The 17,893-nt window shown below is 70.3% G+C and carries 16 protein-coding genes; 8 read left to right on the forward strand and 8 right to left on the reverse strand.

Translation table 11 applies throughout. The annotated features are described in order from the left end of the window. Nucleotides 1–44 precede the first annotated feature (44 nt). The gene (locus AC0T5L_RS10705) at nt 45–2,207 is read left to right on the forward strand and encodes a DNA polymerase III subunit gamma and tau (protein WP_476165262.1); all 2,163 of its coding nucleotides are present in this window, start codon (nt 45–47) and stop codon (nt 2,205–2,207) included. Between the two features lie 52 nt (nt 2,208–2,259). Here AC0T5L_RS10705 and AC0T5L_RS10710 read toward each other — a convergent pair whose 3' ends face one another. Next, a complete protein-coding gene (locus AC0T5L_RS10710; RefSeq protein ID WP_476165263.1) occupies nt 2,260–2,889 on the reverse strand; it encodes a TetR/AcrR family transcriptional regulator in 630 nt (209 codons plus the stop codon). 72 nt (nt 2,890–2,961) lie between these two features. Further along, the gene (locus AC0T5L_RS10715) at nt 2,962–4,128 is read right to left on the reverse strand and encodes a methyltransferase domain-containing protein (protein WP_476165420.1); all 1,167 of its coding nucleotides are present in this window, start codon (nt 4,126–4,128) and stop codon (nt 2,962–2,964) included. 429 nt (nt 4,129–4,557) lie between these two features. Between AC0T5L_RS10715 and AC0T5L_RS10720 the strand changes: the two genes are divergently transcribed. From AC0T5L_RS10720 to AC0T5L_RS10735, 4 genes are all read left to right on the forward strand, one after another. Next, entirely contained in the window at nt 4,558–4,902 is a 345-nt protein-coding gene (locus AC0T5L_RS10720; RefSeq protein WP_476165421.1) for a YbaB/EbfC family nucleoid-associated protein, read from the forward strand. A 253-nt stretch (nt 4,903–5,155) separates the two neighbouring features. After that, entirely contained in the window at nt 5,156–5,755 is a 600-nt protein-coding gene (gene recR, locus AC0T5L_RS10725; RefSeq protein WP_476165264.1) for a recombination mediator RecR, read from the forward strand. A 179-nt stretch (nt 5,756–5,934) separates the two neighbouring features. Next, complete coding sequence (locus AC0T5L_RS10730; RefSeq protein WP_476165265.1) at nt 5,935–7,206, forward strand: aspartate kinase; 1,272 nt, start codon at nt 5,935–5,937, stop codon at nt 7,204–7,206. Beyond that, the gene (locus AC0T5L_RS10735) at nt 7,203–8,264 is read left to right on the forward strand and encodes an aspartate-semialdehyde dehydrogenase (RefSeq protein ID WP_476165266.1); all 1,062 of its coding nucleotides are present in this window, start codon (nt 7,203–7,205) and stop codon (nt 8,262–8,264) included. The genes AC0T5L_RS10730 and AC0T5L_RS10735 overlap by 4 nt, the downstream gene beginning before the upstream one ends. A gap of 87 nt (nt 8,265–8,351) precedes the next feature. Here the strand turns inward: AC0T5L_RS10735 and AC0T5L_RS10740 are convergent, their stop codons facing one another. Beyond that, nucleotides 8,352–9,095: a GntR family transcriptional regulator gene (locus AC0T5L_RS10740; RefSeq protein WP_476165267.1), complete on the reverse strand. Its 744-nt coding sequence runs from the start codon at nt 9,093–9,095 to the stop codon at nt 8,352–8,354. Nucleotides 9,096–9,468: 373 nt separating this feature from the next. Between AC0T5L_RS10740 and AC0T5L_RS10745 the strand changes: the two genes are divergently transcribed. Together AC0T5L_RS10745 and AC0T5L_RS10750 are read left to right on the forward strand one after the other, a co-directional pair. Further along, nucleotides 9,469–9,816 (forward strand): PLD nuclease N-terminal domain-containing protein, encoded by a 348-nt coding sequence (locus AC0T5L_RS10745; RefSeq protein ID WP_476165268.1) that lies wholly within the window; start codon nt 9,469–9,471, stop codon nt 9,814–9,816. 256 nt (nt 9,817–10,072) lie between these two features. Beyond that, on the forward strand, nt 10,073–10,720 hold the full coding sequence (locus tag AC0T5L_RS10750; protein ID WP_476165269.1) for an HhH-GDP family DNA glycosylase: 648 nt from the start codon (nt 10,073–10,075) through the stop codon (nt 10,718–10,720). A gap of 169 nt (nt 10,721–10,889) precedes the next feature. Here the strand turns inward: AC0T5L_RS10750 and AC0T5L_RS10755 are convergent, their stop codons facing one another. The 4 genes from AC0T5L_RS10755 to AC0T5L_RS10770 form a co-directional block, all read right to left on the reverse strand. Continuing rightward, a complete protein-coding gene (locus tag AC0T5L_RS10755; RefSeq protein WP_476165270.1) occupies nt 10,890–12,224 on the reverse strand; it encodes a dihydrolipoamide acetyltransferase family protein in 1,335 nt (444 codons plus the stop codon). 15 nt (nt 12,225–12,239) lie between these two features. Further along, complete coding sequence (locus AC0T5L_RS10760; RefSeq protein ID WP_476165271.1) at nt 12,240–13,253, reverse strand: alpha-ketoacid dehydrogenase subunit beta; 1,014 nt, start codon at nt 13,251–13,253, stop codon at nt 12,240–12,242. 13 nt (nt 13,254–13,266) lie between these two features. Continuing rightward, a complete protein-coding gene (gene pdhA, locus AC0T5L_RS10765; RefSeq protein ID WP_476165272.1) occupies nt 13,267–14,373 on the reverse strand; it encodes a pyruvate dehydrogenase (acetyl-transferring) E1 component subunit alpha in 1,107 nt (368 codons plus the stop codon). Nucleotides 14,374–14,882: 509 nt separating this feature from the next. After that, a complete protein-coding gene (locus tag AC0T5L_RS10770) occupies nt 14,883–15,560 on the reverse strand; it encodes a GntR family transcriptional regulator (RefSeq protein ID WP_476165273.1) in 678 nt (225 codons plus the stop codon). Nucleotides 15,561–16,298: 738 nt separating this feature from the next. On the opposite strand from AC0T5L_RS10770, the gene AC0T5L_RS10775 reads away from it, so the two are divergent. Further along, nucleotides 16,299–17,063 carry a phosphatase PAP2 family protein gene (locus AC0T5L_RS10775; RefSeq protein WP_476165422.1) on the forward strand — a complete coding sequence of 255 codons (765 nt, stop codon included), beginning with the start codon at nt 16,299–16,301 and terminating at the stop codon, nt 17,061–17,063. A 90-nt stretch (nt 17,064–17,153) separates the two neighbouring features. On the opposite strand, the gene AC0T5L_RS10780 is transcribed toward AC0T5L_RS10775, so the two are convergent. After that, the gene (locus AC0T5L_RS10780) at nt 17,154–17,666 is read right to left on the reverse strand and encodes an SRPBCC family protein (RefSeq protein ID WP_476165274.1); all 513 of its coding nucleotides are present in this window, start codon (nt 17,664–17,666) and stop codon (nt 17,154–17,156) included. Nucleotides 17,667–17,893 lie beyond the last annotated feature (227 nt).

Below are 17,893 nucleotides of genomic sequence, written 5' to 3' on the forward strand. Positions count from 1 at the left end.
GGGTTGAATGGACACGTGGCAGGGACCAGGGGAGTGATCACACCGTGAGCATCGCGCTGTACCGCAAGTACCGGCCCGCGACGTTCGGCGAGGTTCGCGGACAGGAACACGTGACGGACCCGCTGCGCCAGGCGCTGCGCAGCGGACGGATCAACCACGCCTACCTGTTCAGCGGTCCGCGCGGTTGCGGCAAGACCACCAGCGCCCGCATCCTGGCGCGCTCCCTCAACTGCGTCGACGGCCCCACCCCGGACCCGTGCGGCACCTGTGACTCCTGTGTGGCGCTGGCCCCGGACGGCGGCGGCAGCATCGACGTCATGGAGATCGACGCCGCCTCCCACGGTGGTGTGGACGATGCCCGCGAACTGCGTGAACGCGCCTTCTTCTCCCCGGTCAGCTCGCGGTACAAGATCTACGTCATCGACGAGGCGCACATGGTGACCCGCGAGGGTTTCAACGCGCTCCTCAAGCTGGTGGAGGAACCCCCGCCGCACCTGAAGTTCGTGTTCGCGACCACCGAGCCCGAGAAGGTCATCGGCACGATCCGTTCGCGGACCCACCACTACCCCTTCCGCCTCATTCCGCCGAGCACCCTCAAAGAGCTCATGGAGGACCTGCTCAAGCAGGAGGGCATCGCCTACGAGCCGGCCGCGCTGCCTCTGGTCGTGCGCGCGGGCGCGGGCTCGGCGCGTGACACGCTCTCGGTGCTGGACCAGCTCATCGCCGGTTCGGACGAGGGCGGCATCACCCGCGAGGGCGCTGTCTCCCTGCTGGGCTACACCGACTCCAGCCTGCTCGGCGAGATGGTCGACGCGCTCGGTGCCCGCGACGGCGCCACCGTGTTCGGCCTCATCGACCGCATGGTGGAGGGAGGCCACGACCCGCGCCGCTTCACCACGGACCTGTTGGAGCGCTTCCGCGACCTGGTCGTGCTGGCCGCCGTGCCCGACGCCCTGGACAAGGGCCTGATCAACGTCGACCCGGGCGCGGTCGAGCAGATGAAGGCCCAGGCCGCCAGCCTGGGCCCGGCCGAGCTCACCCGCGCCGCCGACATCCTCAACCAGGGCCTGACCGAGATGCGGGGGGCCACCGCTCCCCGACTGCTGCTGGAACTCATGTGCTCGCGGGTGCTGCTGCCGGGCACTGACGGCGACCAGGGCGTGGCCCTGCTGGCCCGGCTGGAACAGATGGAGCGTCGGGTCGCCTCCGGGGCCATCGCTCCCACCGCCGCACCGGCCCAGCCCGCGCCCGGACAGGCTCCTCCCGCCCCCCAGGCTTCCCAGGCCCCTCAGGCCTCACCGGGACCTTCGACTGCCCCGGCGGCCCCGCCCGAGCCCGCACGGGCCACCCCGGCACCGGCTCCGGCGTCTCCGCCGAGCCCCGCCCCGGCAGCGGCGGACACGGACCGTCGCTCCGAGCCCACGGGCTGGGACGAACCGGCCCGGCAGAGCGCCCCCGAGCGGGAACAGGCACCCGCGCCGTCCGGCGGTGCCCTGGACCTGGGCCGGGTACAGGGCGCCTGGGAGCAGATCATGGGGACGGTCATGCGTCTCCGGAAGTTCACCTGGTCGGTGCTGCTCGGCAGCAACGTCCGCCCGGTCTCGGTCGAGGGCAACACCGTTCTGCTCGGTTTCACCCGGCCCAACGACGCCAAGGGGTTCAGCAACAGCGGCAGCGACCAGGTGGTCGCCGCCGCGATCCAGCAGGTCCTCGGGGTGGAGGTGCGCGTCGCCGCCGCGGGCAGTGCCGCCGCCGCGCCTCAGTCCGCCGCGCCTCAGTCCGCCGCGCGCAGGGCCGAGCCCGCCGGATGGGACGCGCCCGCGTCCGCTCCGGAACCCGCGCGCTCCAGCACGCCCGAACCCGCTCCGGCCCCCGAGCCCGCCGGCCCGCCGCCGGACCGGATCGTCACCGGCCTCCAGGAGCCGCCGCCCGACCCCTACGAGGACGCGTCCGCGGCTCCGCCGCCGGAGTACGTCGATTCGGCACCCGCCGGCCCCGCTTCCGCGGCGCCCTCCTCCCCGGCTCCCGCACCGAAGCAGCAGCCCCGGACGGAGGCCCCGGCCTCCTCCGGCGGAACCGCCGCTCCGGGGGGCTCGGCTTCGGGGGGCTCCGTGTCCCCGGGGGCCGGTGCCGCGCTCATCGAGGCCGAACTCGGCGGCCGTGTCATCGATGAGATCGAGCACGAGGCCCCGGACGCGCCCTTCTAGCGTGCCGGCCGCGCATGCCGCCGGGCTGGCGCGCCTTCGCCGGCCACGAGCGCTACCGGTCCCGGGGGCGCAGGGCACGCAGCACCGTGTCCACCAGCTCGTCCACGTACTCGTGGGTGAGCGGGGCGGTGCGCAGCAGCCAGCGGTGGTGGACCGGCCCGTTGAACAGTTCCGCGGCCAGCTCCAGGTCGACCTCCGGATCCACCTCCCCCGCGTCGGCGGCGGAGCGCAGCCTGTCCTTGACCGCTTCCGTGTTCGGGCGGACCAGGCGCTCGTTGACGGCCTCGGCGAGGGCCGTGTCGGTCTGGATCTCCGCGGTGAACGCCCGGGTGGTCCGGTCCATCTCCGGAACGCGGAACTCGTCCACCGTGGCGCGAAGCACCGTCCGCAGGTCCGTGGCCAGGTCACCCGTGTCGGGCAACGGCTCCCCGGCGGCTCCGCCGGTCAGCTCCTCGAACACGTCGAAGACCACGGCCGCCTTGGACGGCCACCACCGGTAGATGGTCTGCTTGCCGACCCCGGCTCTGGCGGCGATCGCCTCCATGGTCAGCCTCGCGTAGCCGACATCGCCCACCAGCCCGGCGGCGGCGTCCAGGATGGCGCGGCGCGCGCGTTCGCTGCGGCGGTGGGGGGCGGGGCTACGGCGGGCCGGGGGTTCTTCCTGCTCGGTGCTCTCTGCCATACCCGCCACGGTAGCCGCTGAAAAATGACGAGACGTTTCGTCTTGCCTTCGTTGTCCTCCGGGCCGTCGGCTTCACAGCTGCCAGCTCCGGCCGTCCGGCGAGTCCAGCCACACCCGGTGCGCGCCGTCGGTGTCCACCGACAGCCCGAACCGGTCCGGCTCCGGCTCGCCCAGCTCCGCCCACAGCTCCAGGGCGTCCTCGAACTCGTCCCAGATGCTTCTGGGGCCGCCCTGCTCGACCATCCACGAGGTGCCGTAGGGGTACACGCGCACCCACGAGGCGCCCTCCTGGTCGCACACCCACACACCGGACCCGGTACCGATCCACCGGCGCCGCATCCGCCAGCCCGGCACCATCACCGACAGTGCGAACGCTGACGGGAACGCCATCAACGGCGCCACCGGGTCGGTCTGGGTGAGCCGGTACTCGTCGGGTTGCTGTCCGGAGTCCCGCACCGGCCGCAGCGGGGAACCGGGGGTGCGCAGCGGAACGAACCCCACTCCGCCGTGGAAGCTTCCCCGCGCTGACCCGTCTCCGGGGCACTCGATCCGCGCGAGCACCCCGGCGCCCTCCAGCATCCCCCACGGGCAGACCACCAGGCCGTCCGTACGCAGCTGCTCCAGCCACGCGGGCGGCAGCCGACGCACACCGCAAGTCGAGGTGATCCGGTCGTAGGGCGCACCGGGCGGATACCCCCCGTACCCGTCGGCCAGGTGGAGGGTGGGGGAGTAGCCCTCCGATCTCAGGGCCTCCCGGGCCGCTCCGAGCAGGCGGGGGTCGGTCTCAAGGGAGGTGACGGCGCCGTCGCCCAACCGGTGCGCCAGCAGCGCCGTGTTCCAGGCGGTCCCGGTGCCCACCTCCAGCACCTTCCGCCCGTTGGCCAGGTCGGCCAGCTCCAGCAGGCGCGCGAGGACCGTGGGCGCCGAGCTGGACGAGGTCGCGGCCTCCCTCCTCTTCCGGGAGCTGGAATCATGGGGGGCGTACACTTCCCGGCTCTCGGGGAAGAGGGGGTCGTCGAGCTGGGTGACGATGGCGTTGTCGGTGTAGACGGCCGCGAGCCACCGCTCCGGGCTGCTGTTGGCGTTGAGAGCGGTCCCGTACGCGGTCAGCGCTCCCGTCTCGGGGATGAACCGGTGCCGGGGCACCGACCGGAACGCGTCGATGAGAGCGGCGTCGGTCAGCGTGCCGTCCGCGACCATCGCCTCGACCAGCGCCGAGTGGCGCTCTCTGGCGGTCAACACGTCCTCAGTCCCCCGTGGCTCTCGGTAGTGCCGGCGGTGCCCGAGAGCACTGCCGGGACTTTTGTGCCCCGCGAGGCACCTTTTCAACCGAGAGTGATGATATCGGTACCCTTGGTTCTCCCCGTTGGCGGAAACCCCGTCCGAGTGAGTCTTTCCCACGCCGCGAAGCGGATAGTCCACGTGTCTCCGAGGGGCGGACGGGTAGCCGGTCCCGTCAGTGGGAAAGGACCGTGGAAGCACTGGACATGGTGGTCGGGCGCGCCCCGAGCCCGTCGGCGGACGGATTCCGTCCACGGCTTCGCCCGGTGTTCGCCAGGGGCGCCCGCATGCGTGCTGATGACCGGTTACGCTCGCAGAAACAGCTACATGACAGCGAGACCCAGCACCGAGTGGTGCGGCGAGGAGACGGCCGTGAACCCTGGCGGAATGGACATGCAGGCCCTGCTCCAGCAGGCCCAGCAGATGCAGCAGCAGCTCGCGGAGGCCCAGGAGGCACTGGAGGAGGCTGAGGTCGAGGGCACCTCCGGCGGAGGCCTGGTCAAGGTCAAGCTGAACGGGCGCGGGCAGGTCGAGGACATCACCGTCGACTCCCAGGCGATCGAACCCACTGACGCCGAGGAGAGCGCGCAGACCGTCGCGGACCTGGTCCTGGCGGCCATCCGTGACGCCGAGGCGCAGGTGGAGCAGCTCCAGCAGGAGAAGATGGGGCCGCTCGCCCAGGGCATGGGCGGCGGGATGCCCGGCGGCATGCCCGGGATCCCCGGCCTCTAGCGGGCTGGCCGTAGACGTCGCGGGCGTGGAGCGGGAGGTTCCACGCCCGTTGATCTTGTACTTATAGCGAGGTTGGACCGTCGAGTCGCGCTATAAGTACAAGATCGCGCCGGACGGGGGCGGTCGGGCCCCAGGACGGCTCCGGACCAGGTGAGGGCCCTTCCGTGTTCCAGGAGGGTCGTCGCTGCGGATACGGTGGGGACAGGGGAGACGGATCGCCCCGAAAAATCCGGTCCGACCTGGTGGGTAGGCGATGTACGAAGGCGCGGTACAGAATCTGATCGACGAGCTCGGGCGGCTGCCCGGCGTCGGTCCGAAAAGTGCGCAGCGTATCGCCTTCCACCTGCTGTCCGCCGAGCACGCGGACGTCAAACGCCTCGTCAACGCGCTTGTCGAGGTCAAGGAGAAGGTGCGCTTCTGTGAGATCTGCGGCAACGTCGCCGAAGAGGACCAGTGCCGCATCTGCCGCGACGCCCGCCGCGACCCCGCGGTCATCTGCGTGGTCGAGGAGTCCAAGGACGTCGTCGCCATCGAGCGCACCCGCGAGTTCCGGGGCCGCTACCACGTCCTGGGCGGCGCCATCAGCCCCATCGAGGGCGTGGGCCCCGACGACCTTCGTATCAAGGAGCTCATGACCCGCCTGGCCGACGGCCAGGTGACGGAGCTGATCCTGGCCACGGACCCCAACCTGGAAGGGGAGGCCACCGCGACCTATCTGGCGCGGCTGGTCAAACCCATGGGGTTGAAGGTGACCCGTCTGGCCAGCGGCCTGCCCGTGGGCGGCGACCTGGAGTACGCCGACGAGGTCACCCTCGGACGCGCCTTCGAGGGACGCCGCAGCCTGGAGTTCTAGCTCACATTCAGCCTTGATCTCGGCGAAATATGAGTAACCTCTGCCTGATCGGGTAAGCCCGAGCGCTGGTGTGTCAAGACGCCACGCCCTCCCGTCGCAGGTCGGACGGGGTAGACGAGGACGTCGCTGGCTACACTCCATTTCATTGTCTTGATCCCAACTCCTCAGGAGCATCGATCGTGGCCCTAATCGTGCAGAAGTACGGTGGGTCTTCCGTATCCGACGCGGAAGCCATCAAGCGAGTAGCCCAGCGGATCGTCGCTCAGAAAAAGGCGGGATATGACGTCGTCGTCGTGGTCTCGGCCATGGGCGACACCACCGACGAACTGATCGATCTCGCCGAGCAGGTGTCCCCGCTGCCGCCCGCGCGCGAACTCGACATGCTGCTCACCGCCGGTGAGCGCATGTCCATGGCGGTGGTCGCCATGGCCATCGAGAACCTCGGGTTCGAGGCCCGGTCGTTCACCGGTTCCCAGGCCGGTGTCATCACCACGTCGTTGCACGGCAACGCCAAGATCATCGACGTGACCCCGGGCCGCATCCAGGAGGCCGTGGACGAGGGGGCGATCTGCATCGTCGCCGGTTTCCAGGGCGTCTCCCAGGACAGCAAGGACATCACCACTCTGGGGCGGGGCGGCTCGGACACCACCGCCGTGGCGCTGGCCGCCGCTCTGGAAGCCGACGCCTGCGAGATCTACAGCGACGTCGACGGTGTGTTCACCGCTGACCCGCGCATCGTGCCGAGCGCACGGCGCATCCCCCAGATCTCCTACGAGGAGATGCTGGAGATGGCGGCGTGCGGGACCAAGATCCTGCACCTGCGCTGTGTCGAGTACGCACGTCAGTACAACATCCCCCTGCACGTCCGCTCATCTTTCAGCCAGAAGCCCGGGACCTGGGTCGTCCCAGAAGTCGAGGAAAGCGAAGGCATGGAACAGCCGATCATCTCCGGTGTCTCACACGACCGGAGCGAAGCCAAGATCACCGTCGTTGGCGTGCCCGACAGGATCGGTGAGGCCGCTACGATCTTCCGGGCCCTGGCCGACGCCGAGATCAACATCGACATGATCGTGCAGAACGTGTCGGCGGTCTCCACCTCGCGCACCGACATCTCCTTCACCGTCCCCAAGGACTTCGGCAAGGAGGCGATCGCCGCGCTGAAGAAGGTGCAGGACAAGGTCGGCTTCGAGTCCCTGCGGTACGACGACAAGATCGGCAAGGTGTCGCTGATCGGCGCGGGCATGCGCTCCTACCCGGGTGTGACCGCCCGGTTCTTCGACTCCGTCGCCGGATCCGACACCAACGTCGAGATGATCTCCACCTCGGAGATCCGTATCTCGGTGATCGTCGAAGAGGACCAGATCGACGCGGCCGTCCGCGCCGCGCACAGCGAGTTCAAGCTCGACTCCGAACAGGTCGAGGCTGTCGTGTACGGAGGTACCGGCCGATGAGCAACCGTCTTCCCACCCTGGCCATCGTCGGTGCCACCGGCGCCGTCGGCACCGTGATGCTGGACATCCTGACCCAGCGCGAGAACGTCTGGGGCGAGATCCGACTCGTCGCCTCCCCGCGCAGCGCCGGCAAGGTCCTGCGAGTACGCGGCGAGGACGTCGTGGTCCAGGCCCTGGCGCCCGAGGTCTTCGACGGCGTGGACGTCGCCATGTTCGACGTCCCCGACGAGGTCTCCAAGGAGTGGGCGCCGATCGCCGCCGAACGCGGCGCGGTCGCCGTCGACAACTCCGGCGCGTTCCGCATGGACCCCGACGTCCCGCTCGTGGTGCCCGAGGTCAACGCGGACCATGTCCGCAACCGCCCGCGCGGCATCATCAGCAACCCCAACTGCACCACCCTGTCGATGATCGTGGCGATCGGCGCGCTGCACCGCGCCCACGGCGTCACCGATCTGGTGGTCTCCTCCTACCAGGCCGCCTCCGGCGCCGGCCAGGAGGGAATCGACACCCTGCGCGACCAGATGGCCAAGGCCGGTGCCGACCGCAGCCTCGGCGAGGAGGCGGGCGACGTACGCGCCGCCGTCGGCGAGCTGGGCCCGTTCCCGGCGCCGCTGGCCTACAACGTCGTGCCGTGGGCGGGTTCGCTCAAGGACGGCGGCTGGTCCTCGGAGGAGCTGAAGGTCCGCAACGAGTCCCGCAAGATCCTGGACCTGCCGGACCTGCGCGTCTCCGCCACCTGCGTCCGCGTCCCGGTGGTCACCACGCACGCGCTGGTCGTGCACGCGACCTTCGCCGACGAGGTGACCGCTGACGCCGCCCGCCAGCTGCTCGGCTCCTCCGAGGGCGTCATGGTTCAGGACGACCCGGCCAACGGGGAGTTCCCGACCCCGGCCGACGTCGTGGGCACCGACCCGACCTGGGTCGGCCGCATCCGCCAGTCGCTGGACGACCCGAAGTCGCTGGACCTGTTCCTGTGCGGGGACAACCTGCGCAAGGGCGCCGCGCTGAACACCGCGCAGATCGCCGAGGTCGTGGCCCGGGAGTTCACCCAGGCCTGACCCGCTTCCCTCCGGGAGGCACCGGAGAGCGGTGGACGGGGGCGGTGACCGGTTTCGGACCGGTCACCGCCCCCGCGTGTGTCCGGGTCAGTACCGCCGCGGGTCGCCGGGCTGGCGGGGCCGGGCCAGCGTCAGTTGGTAGAGGAGCCGGCACTGCTCGACCGACCCGATGAGGTCGGAGGTCTCCACCGGCCGGTTGCCGCTGTAGTGGGTGCGCTCCACCACCAGCACGGGCATCCCGGGGGCCGAGTTGAGCAGACAGGCCTCGGAGTCGCGCAGGGCGCGCACGCCCACCTCCTCCACCACGCGGTCGACGGGGTGCCCCGCGGCTCTGAGCCGTTCGAGCAGCCCGACGCCGGGCGCGCCGTCGAACGGGGTGCGCGTGGTCCCCGTGGTGAGGGCCGCGGGCTCCCAGGAACGGTGCAGGGTGATGGGCAGTCGCGAGGACAGCCCCCGTGACGTGGTGCGGTACACCGGGTCGCCCTCGCGCAGCAGGAGCCGGGAGGCCAGCGGCGAGGGGCACCGCTTCTGCTCGGTACCGATCTCCTCACGGCCGAGGTGGCCCAGGCCGGAGCCGGAGGAGGAGTCGGTCCGGCAGAGCCGGAAGACCTCGGGGACGGTGCGTACGAAGTATCCGGATCCGGGCCGGGCCTCCACCAGGCCCTCGGTGACCAGGAGGCGGAGCGCGGTGCGGGAGATCTGTTCGCTGACGCGGTAGGAGCGCGCCAGCCGGGTCCGTGAGGGGAGCCGCGTACCGGGCGGCATCTCCCCGCTCAGGATCGGCTCGCGCAGCTGTTCGGCCAGCCAGAGGTACCGGGGTCGCCTGGCCATGGTCACAGGGCTCCGGCCGGCGCGCCTTCCGTCCGTCGTCGGCTTCTGTGCTCCTGGTGGGGAACGGCAGCGCGTGCGGATCGGTGGCCGGGGGTGCCGGTGCCGCCACCGTCGCCGGTGGGGACCCCGGTCGGGAGGGGGTGAGTGAACCTGCCAGATCGCCGAAGCTCGCCCATGCTTCCCAGTAAAGCAGTGAAAAGGCCTGGTAGTGGGCGTTACCTGAAAGTAGTCGCCTCCGTTCGGGCGCGAGACCCAGAACCGGAGTCCAGGTCGGAGACCAGTGGAAACGCCCGAAAACCATGAAATAGGCGGGACAGGACACGCTGATGATTACCCTGAGTAACAAGATGGGTACGCATTGCTTGGGGGAAGTATGATCACGAGTCTCGCGGACAGTGCGGAGACGGCAGTCGCCTGGATGGGCGGGATCACCGGGGTGCTCCTGCTGCTCGTCGCCGTGGCCCTGGTCGTGCTGGTGCTCGCGGCGGTCATCTCGTCGCTGGTCGACCGCGACACGTCCGGGGGAGGCAAACTGCTGTGGGTCGTCTTCATCCTCTGGTTTCCGCTGTTCGGTGCGATCGCCTGGTTCGTCGTGGGCAAGAAGGGCCACCTCAACCGCTTCCTCGGCATCGACAGGGGGAAGGCGCGCCACACGGTTCCGGTCAGCGTCGGCCAGCACAGCGACGTGCTGCCCCAGAGGAACGGCCTGTATCCCGCCTGAGCCCGTCGGGCGCTCCGGGAGGCACGTCGTGGAGGCCCCGGAACCGGGAGGGGCCCGGTTCCGGGGCCTTTCCGCGTGTCAGCGGCCGGAGGGGAGGCCCCGCGTCGCCTCCGCGGGGGCGCGGGCCGGCGGGAGGTCCACGGGTACCGGTCGGCGGAGGCCCGCGTGCGCCTCATCGTGTGGACGGTCGGGTCAGCACCGGTCGGCTGGGTACCAGACCTGTGACGGAAGCGCCGACCACGCCTGGAGGGGACCGATGGCCAAGCACGCCGATATCGCCCGCGCCGTGGTGAACGAGGCGGGGACGACCCTCGCCGCCGAAGCCGGGATCAGGCTGGCGTCCAAGCCCGCCGCGCTGTGGCAGCTGCTGGTGCTGGTGAACCTGATGTCCGCGCGCATCTCGGCGGGGATCGCGATCGACGCCGCGCGCGAGCTCAACGGGGCGGGCGGTACGACCCCTGACGGGATGGCCGGGCTGACCTGGCAGGAACGCGTGGACGCGCTGGGCCGCGGACACTACGTCCGCTACGACGAGAGCACCGCCACCAGGCTCGGCGAGTGCGCCGACCGGGTGCGCGAGGAGTACCGGGGAGACCTGCGCCGGCTCGGGGAGTGCTCCGAGCAGCAGGTCGGGCGACTGGAGTCCGGGCTACGGGGGTTCCCCGGCATCGGTCCGACGGGCGCCGCGATGTTCTGCCGCGAGGTGCAGGCGGTGTGGCCCTGGCTGCGGCCCTACACGGACCGGCTCGTGCTGACCGGTGCCGGGAAGGTCGGTCTGCCCGAGGACGGGAGCAAGCTCGGGAAGCTGGTGGAGGGCGACGGCATCGCGCCGCTCGCCGCCGGGCTCGCCCGCGTCGCGCGCGACGGCGACCTCGCTGACCGGGTCCGCCAGAGAGCCGGGTGAGGCCGCTACGGCGGCTCCGCCAGGCCGGTGAGGACCGGGGCACCCGGGACGTCGCCATGTCGATTCGGCGATCTGTCCGCTTGTCCACAGCCTGTGGACGGGGTCGGCCAGGGTGCTGGAACGACGGACGCCCCGGCCGGAACCCGGCCGGGGCGTCCGTCGCGCCGTACTACAGGATGATCCGCATCGGCTCCTCGAGGATCTCGGCGAGGTCCTTGAGGAAGGCGGCGCCCACGGCGCCGTCCACCGCGCGGTGGTCCACCGACAGCTCCAGGGAGATCCGGTTGCGCACGGCCACCTCGCCGTCCACGACCACCGGCTCCTGGCGCATCGCGCCGACCGCGAGGATGGCGGCCTCCGGCGGGTTGATCACCGCGGAGAAGCTGTCCACGCCGAACATGCCGAGGTTGGACACGCTGAACGTGCCGCCGCTCATCTCCTGCGGCTTCAGCTTGCCGTCACGGGCCTTGCCCGCCAGGTCACGCGTACGGGTGGAGATCTCCGACAGCGTCGCCTTGTCCGTGTCGTGCAGCACCGGTACGACCAGCCCGGCTTCCACGGCCACGGCCACACCCACGTTGACCCGGTGGTGCTGGAGCAGCTTGTCGTCCACCCACGAGGTGTTCACCTCCGGGTGCAGCTTGAGCGCCGTCGCGCAGGCCTTGACGATCAGGTCGTTGAAGCTGATCTTCGCACCCGTGCTGGACAGCTGCTCGTTGACCTGCGTACGGAAGGCCTTGAGGGCATCGGCGTCGATCGTGCGGCGCAGGTAGAAGTGCGGCACCGTCTGCTTGCTCTCGGTCAGGCGGCGCGCGATCACCTTGCGCACGTTGCTGACCTTGAGCTCCTCGGAGTCGCGGCCGTCGTCGAAGGACGGAGCGGCCACGGCCTTCTCCGCGGCGGGCCCGGCCTCCTCCTCGGCGGTGGCGGCGGGAGCGGTCTCCTCGGCGGCACCCTCCCTGGCGGCCTCGATGTCGGCGCGCACGATCCGGCCCTTGGGGCCCGACCCCTTGATCCTCGTGATGTCCAGGCCGTACTCCCTGGCCAGCCTGCGGGCCAGCGGGGAGGTGCGCGGACGCGGGGCCTCGCCGTCGGCGGACGGCTCGGGCGCCTGGGCGGGCCTCTGCGCCGGAGCGGTCTCCTCAGCCTTCGCCTCGGAGCCCTCGGCCGCCTCCTTCAGCTCCTCGGCCTTCTCCGCCTGCCCTTCCTCGGCGGGCTCGGCGGGCTGCTCCGCACCGCCGTCGCCGGAGTCCTCGGGGACCGCGTCGGGGGAGTCGGCGATCACGCCGATGACCGAGCCGATCGGCACCGTCTCACCCTCGGAGACGGACTGCTTGACCAGGAAGCCGTCCTCGTAGGCCTCGTACTCCATGACGGCCTTGTCGGTCTCGATCTCGACCAGGACGTCGCCGGAGGCGACCTTGTCGCCCACGTTCTTGACCCACGTGCTGATGACGCCTTCCTCCATGGTGTCGGAGAGGCGCGGCATCTGGATCTCGCTCATGCTTGGAATCTCCCTCTACCCGACCCGTTTGCCGACGGCGCTCAGGGTCTCCTTGATGGCGGTGCTGATCGACTCGACCGACGGCAGGGCCGCCGTCTCCAGCGGCTTGGCGTAGGGCATGGGCACCTCAGCCATCGCGACTCGGCGGACCGGGGCGTCCAGGTAGTCGAAGGCGCCCTCCTGGATCGAGGCGGCGATCTCCGCACCGATCCCGTAGGTCAGCCAGTCGTCCTCGCAGATCACCGCGGCGCCGGTCTTCCTGACCGAGTCCACGAAGGTCTGGCGGTCCAGGGGGCGCAGGCTGCGCAGGTCGACGACCTCGACGTCGATGTCCTCCTCGGCCAGCTTCTCGGCGACCTGGTTGGCCACCATCGCCATCCGGGAGTAGCCGATGAGGGTGACGTCGCTGCCCTCGCGGGTGACCTTGGCGCGGCCGATCGTGGCGACGGTGTCGCTCGACGGCTCGGCGTAGTCCTCGGGAACCTCGCCCTTGGAGTTGTACAGGCCCAGGTTCTCCAGGAACAGGACGGGGTCGTCGTCGCGGATGGCCGCACGCAGCATCTCCGAGGCCTCGGCCGGGGTGCTGGGAGCGAGTACCTTCAGACCGGGGATGAAGGAGTAGAACAGCTCGATGTTCTGCGAGTGCGTGGCACCGAGCTGCTGGCCGCCGCCGCCGGGCGTGCGGATAACCATGGGCACGCTCGTCTGGCCGCCGAACATGCCGTAGATCTTGGCGGCGTGGTTGATGATCTGGTCGATCGCGATCAGGGAGAAGTTGATCGTCATCAGCTCGACGACCGGGCGCAGGCCCAGCATGGCCGCGCCGACGGCCGAGCCGACGAAGCCCTCCTCGGCGATCGGGGTGTCCTTGACCCGGCGGGGGCCGAACTCCTTGAGCAGGCCCTCGGTGATCTTGTAGGAGCCTTCGAAGACGCCGATCTCCTCGCCCATGACGAGGACGTTGTCGTCGCGGACCATCTCGGCGCGAAGGGTGTCCCGCAGAGCCTGGCGGTAAGTGATCACAGACATGTGGGTTCCTTCCCTACTCCGCGAACACCGGGTCGGCGGGCATGCGGGTGGACTCGTTGGCCACCGGGGTGGCGTATGTGTAGTCGAAGAGCGTGGACACGTCCGGGTGCGGGCTGTTCTCGGCGAACTCCGCGGCCTCGGCGACCTCGGCCTTGACGGACGCGGCGATCTCGTCGCGCAGCTCGTCGGTGAGGATGCCCTCCTGGGTGAGCTTGTCGCCGAACAGGGCGATCGGGTCGTTCTCCGGCGACCGCGCCTCGTCCTTCTGCTCGTCGGTGCGGTACTTGGCCGGGTCGACCACGGAGTGGCCCTTCATCCGGTAGCTCCACGCCTCCAGCAGGAACGGCGTCTGCTCCTCGCGGGCGCGCTCGATCAGCCGTGCCGCGGTGTCACGGACCGCGAGCACGTCACGGCCGTCCACGCGCTCGCCCTCGATGCGGAAGGCGGATCCGCGCTTGTACAGGTCGGGCTCGGCGGAGGACATGTCGACGGTGGTGCCCATGCCGGTGAAGTTGTTGACCACCACGAAGACGATCGGCAGGTTCCACAGCTTGGCGATGTTGAGGGTCTCGTGCCAGGCGCCGATGTTGGTGGTGCCGTCGCCCATCTGGCACATGACGACCTCGTCGCCGCCCCGGTAGGAGATGGCCAGTGCGGCCCCGGCGGCCAGCGGCAGCTGCCCGCCGACGATGCCGTAGCCGCCGAGCATGCGGGTGGCGGTGTCGTACATGTGCATGGAGCCGCCCCAGCCCTTGGACACGCCGTCGACGCGTCCGTAGAGCTCGGCCATGACCCGCTTGGGCTCCATGCCCTTGCCGATCGCGTACCCGTGGTCACGGTAGTTCGTGAACAGGTAGTCGCGCTCCTGGAGGGCCGTCATCAGGCCGATGACGGTGGCCTCCTCACCGAGGTTGAGGTGGCAGTATCCGCCGATCCTCGCCTGGGTGTAGGCCTGGGCGGTGCGCTCCTCGAACCGCCGGACGAACATCATCTTGCGGTAGTAGTCGAGGAGGGTGTCGGGCTTCTCGTCGGTGAGGCCGGGGGAGGTGTCCTTGCGGCCGCGTCGACGGGTCCCTGAGGACCTGGCGGGGCGGCCCTTCGGCTTGGCCGTGTCAGCCATGGTGTGCCTTTCTACGTGCGAGAAGGCCTGTCGTCCCGGTCTGTGGACCGGCGTGCCAGGCCCGCCGCGGTCCCGCTGTCGGGCGCGATCGCGGCGTGCGCCTCCGCCCGGCTCATGCGGCGTCGGCGCTCTGTGGCTGTATGCGGGGCGTGTCCGGGGAGCGTGGCTCATCCTCTCCGGACACGAAGCGCTGGTGGGGTCTCGTGTGTAGTTGTCCGCCGGGCCCCTGACCGCATTGCTTCCCGGTCTGCATCGGCCTATGCATCCGTGGTCCGGCGTGGCAGTGTCGGTCACTCGGTTCGTTCACCGGCCGGATGAACGACTCCAGGTGCCCGGAGGGGGCGCACGCGCGTGTGACGTGCGTCGCGCACACTCTACGGTCTGATCGATGATCGATCAATACAACTCTATGACAGACAGCTCAGATCCGGTGCAACGGGGCAGTTCACCGGCGGTGCGGGTTTGCGGGGGATCCGGTGGCGCCCGGGGCCGGGGCGCCTACACGGGGCTCAGCGCACGCCCCCGTGCGACTTCAGCGCCGCCTCCACGTAGTTGAGTACGTGGTCGCTGAGCATCTGCCCCACGGAGGGGTCGCTCTCGCGGAAGGCCTGGGTGATCTGGGCGTGGTCGGCGGCCTTGGCGTGCAGCTCCATGTCCAGCCAGCGCACCGACAGCGCGGTCCACACCTCCACGCCCAGCGACTCCCAGGTGTGCAGCAGCACGCTGTTGGCGGCGGCGCGCACGATCTCGCGGTGGAACTCCACGCTGTGCCGGATCTGCTCGGACACCTCGCCCTGCGCCGTCGCCCGCTTGAGGGCCTCCACCTCCCGCTCCAGCGGAGAGGGGTCCACGGCCAGCCGGGGCGCGGCCAGCTGTGCGGCGACCAGCTCCAGCCCGGCGCGGACGGGGTAGATCTCCGCCATGTCCTGAACCCCGAAAGCCCTGACCCGGGCGCCCTTGTTGGGCACCGTCTCGATCAGGCGCAGGGTCTCCAGCTCGCGCAGCGCCTCGCGGACCGGCGCCTGGCTCACCTTCAGCTCCGTGGCGACGCGGCGCTCCACGATCCGCTCCCCGGGCTGCCAGCGTCCGGACAGCAGGCCCTCGACCAGTACCTGCCGGATCTGCTCCCTCAACGGCTCGCGGGCCAGTTTCGAGGGATCATCCGGCAACTGTGGCAGGTCGACCATCCAGGGCCCTTCCGTTTCCACGGCCAGCGCACGGCCTGTGCGCGGACCGGCTCGCTCAGCGTCGTACAAGCTCCTTGAAGAGTGCCACACACAGGCGGGTCAACCGGACAGCAGGCCTCGAAGCGCTAACGGAAGGATCACGAACACGTCGCATGGCGGTGAACCACCGCCGCCCGGTATCGGGGTTTCGGGCAGAGTCCGAAGTGAAGGAGAAGATACGTGTGTGACCACACCATCGATCAGGGGAAGTGTCCGGGTAGGCTTATCTGTTGGCAATATCCACACAAAGCCGTACGTAGCGTGACGCACGTAACGGCGAGGAGTTCGATGGGAGCGCCCTGACCTGCGCACACCACATTACGGAGGTGCGCAGCGTGACGCAGACGCCACTGTCGACCCCCTGCGCCTCGGACGCTGATCCTGCCCGCGGCGGTTCCCGAAGCGGTGAACCAGTCCCAAGGACCAGCCGTCGCATGGAGTGGGCGGAGGCACCCGCCCCCAGCCATCCACTCCGAGTCGGCCCTGAGGACGTCAGATCTGTTCCAGTAACCACGGGTAGCCCGTTCCCCCACGCTTCGCAAGTGCCACAGGCAAGCCCACGACACGTGAGACAGCACTGAGCACATGACGCACTCTTCGAGGACCCGACGACATCCACGGGCCAGGCAGTTGACCAAGCCATATGACAGGGAAGAGCGGCTGACCCCGGTCGCGGGTCCGTACAGCGGGCCCATCCCCGTGGTGCGTACCACCGAGTACGCCCCCGGTCCCCCGGTCGTGCGCGCGGTCAGGTGGCCGAGTGTGAGCGAGATCGCGTGGGGCCTGGCCTCGGACCGCGTCGCCATCATGCTCGCCGTCGCGCTGATCGTCATGACGATGCTCGCCGCGGGGCCTCTGCACCCGGTCGACAACTTCCTGAACGAGATGCCCCGGCCCTACTGGGACCAGCTCCGGGAGCCGCTGATCCACTGGCTGGACACGGTCGCCTCCCGTGCGGTCGCGCTTCCGGTCCTGGGGGTCACCGTGCTCCAGCTGACCTACTGGCACCGAAGCTGGCGTCCGATAGTACTGGGCGCGGTCGGGGTCGTGGGGATGATGTCCATGGTCTCGGTGATGAAGCTCGGCATCAACAGGGGGCACGCCAAGAACTTCGACCCGGACTTCTTCGTGGGCCCGGGCAACGTGGCCTTCCCCTCCGGGCACGGGGCGAACGCGATCCTCATCTACGGGCTGGTGCTGTTCCTGATCATCCGGTTCGGCGCGGCCCGGCCGCACATCATCCGGCGCCTGGCGTACTGCATCGTCGCCATCGCCCTGTTGCAGTCCACGGTCTCGATCTACCTGCACTTCCACTGGTTCACGGACCTGGTGGCGGGGATGATCGCGGGCGGTTTCGCGCTGAGGGTGACCATCCGCCTGGACCGGATGTTCCCGCACGGGCGCACCGCCGAGTGGTGGCCCTGGTACGGCAGGCGGGAAGCCCCCCTCGCGGCGGGGGAGTGAGTCCTCCCGCGGCCTCCGAACACGGCGCCCGCCGGACCCGTCCGGCGGGCGCCGTCGTTTCCCGCGGCCGCCTGTCTCGGACGGCGGACGTCAGCCGTCCTCCTCCAGCAGGTCCCGCATCCGTGCCAGGCGCTTGAGGAACATCCGGGTCATCACGAACCGCAGAACGGTCCTGTCCACGACGGGACCGAAGCGGCTGGCGAACTCCACCCGGTCGGTGTAGGCGGTTCCGGCCCCCTCCGGCGCCACCGAATGGGTGTGCCGGAAGTACCGGAACATGCCGCGGAGCTGTAGGTCGGTGAAGTGCTCGCCGTCTTCGAAGGAGTCGATGACGCCGACCCAGCGCACGGGGAGCACACCGGCCAGGAGCCAGCGCATCACCATCGTCTCGCCTTCGGCGAACCCCCGTTCCGGCCAGTCCAGGACCCGCACCCCGCCGGGCATGGAGCCCTCCAGGCCCGACCTGCTCGTGCAGAAGGAGAACACCCGCCCGGGCGGCGCTGCGAAGTGCGCCGTGTAGACCGCCGTGCTCGTGGTCCGGGGGCGTTCGGTGGTGTGCGGTCCGCTCAGCGGCCCGCGTTCGTCGGTCCCTCGTCCGGCCATGGCCCCTCCGCGTCGTTTCCCGGGACGGCCTACCCGGCATCCCCGGGGGGAATCCCCGCCCCGGCCGCCGGGACGCCGTCGCGCTCCTCCGCCACCGGCGACCGCGCGTCCGCCTCCGTGGCCCGGTACGGCCGCCCCGAGGGGCCCGGCGGGCGACCCCGCCTCCGTGACCAGAGGCCTCGCCGGTCCCCTCCCGGGACGCGTGACCGAGGTATTCAGCCCCGAAC

Source organism: Nocardiopsis sp. TRM 82005 (assembly GCF_056312425.1).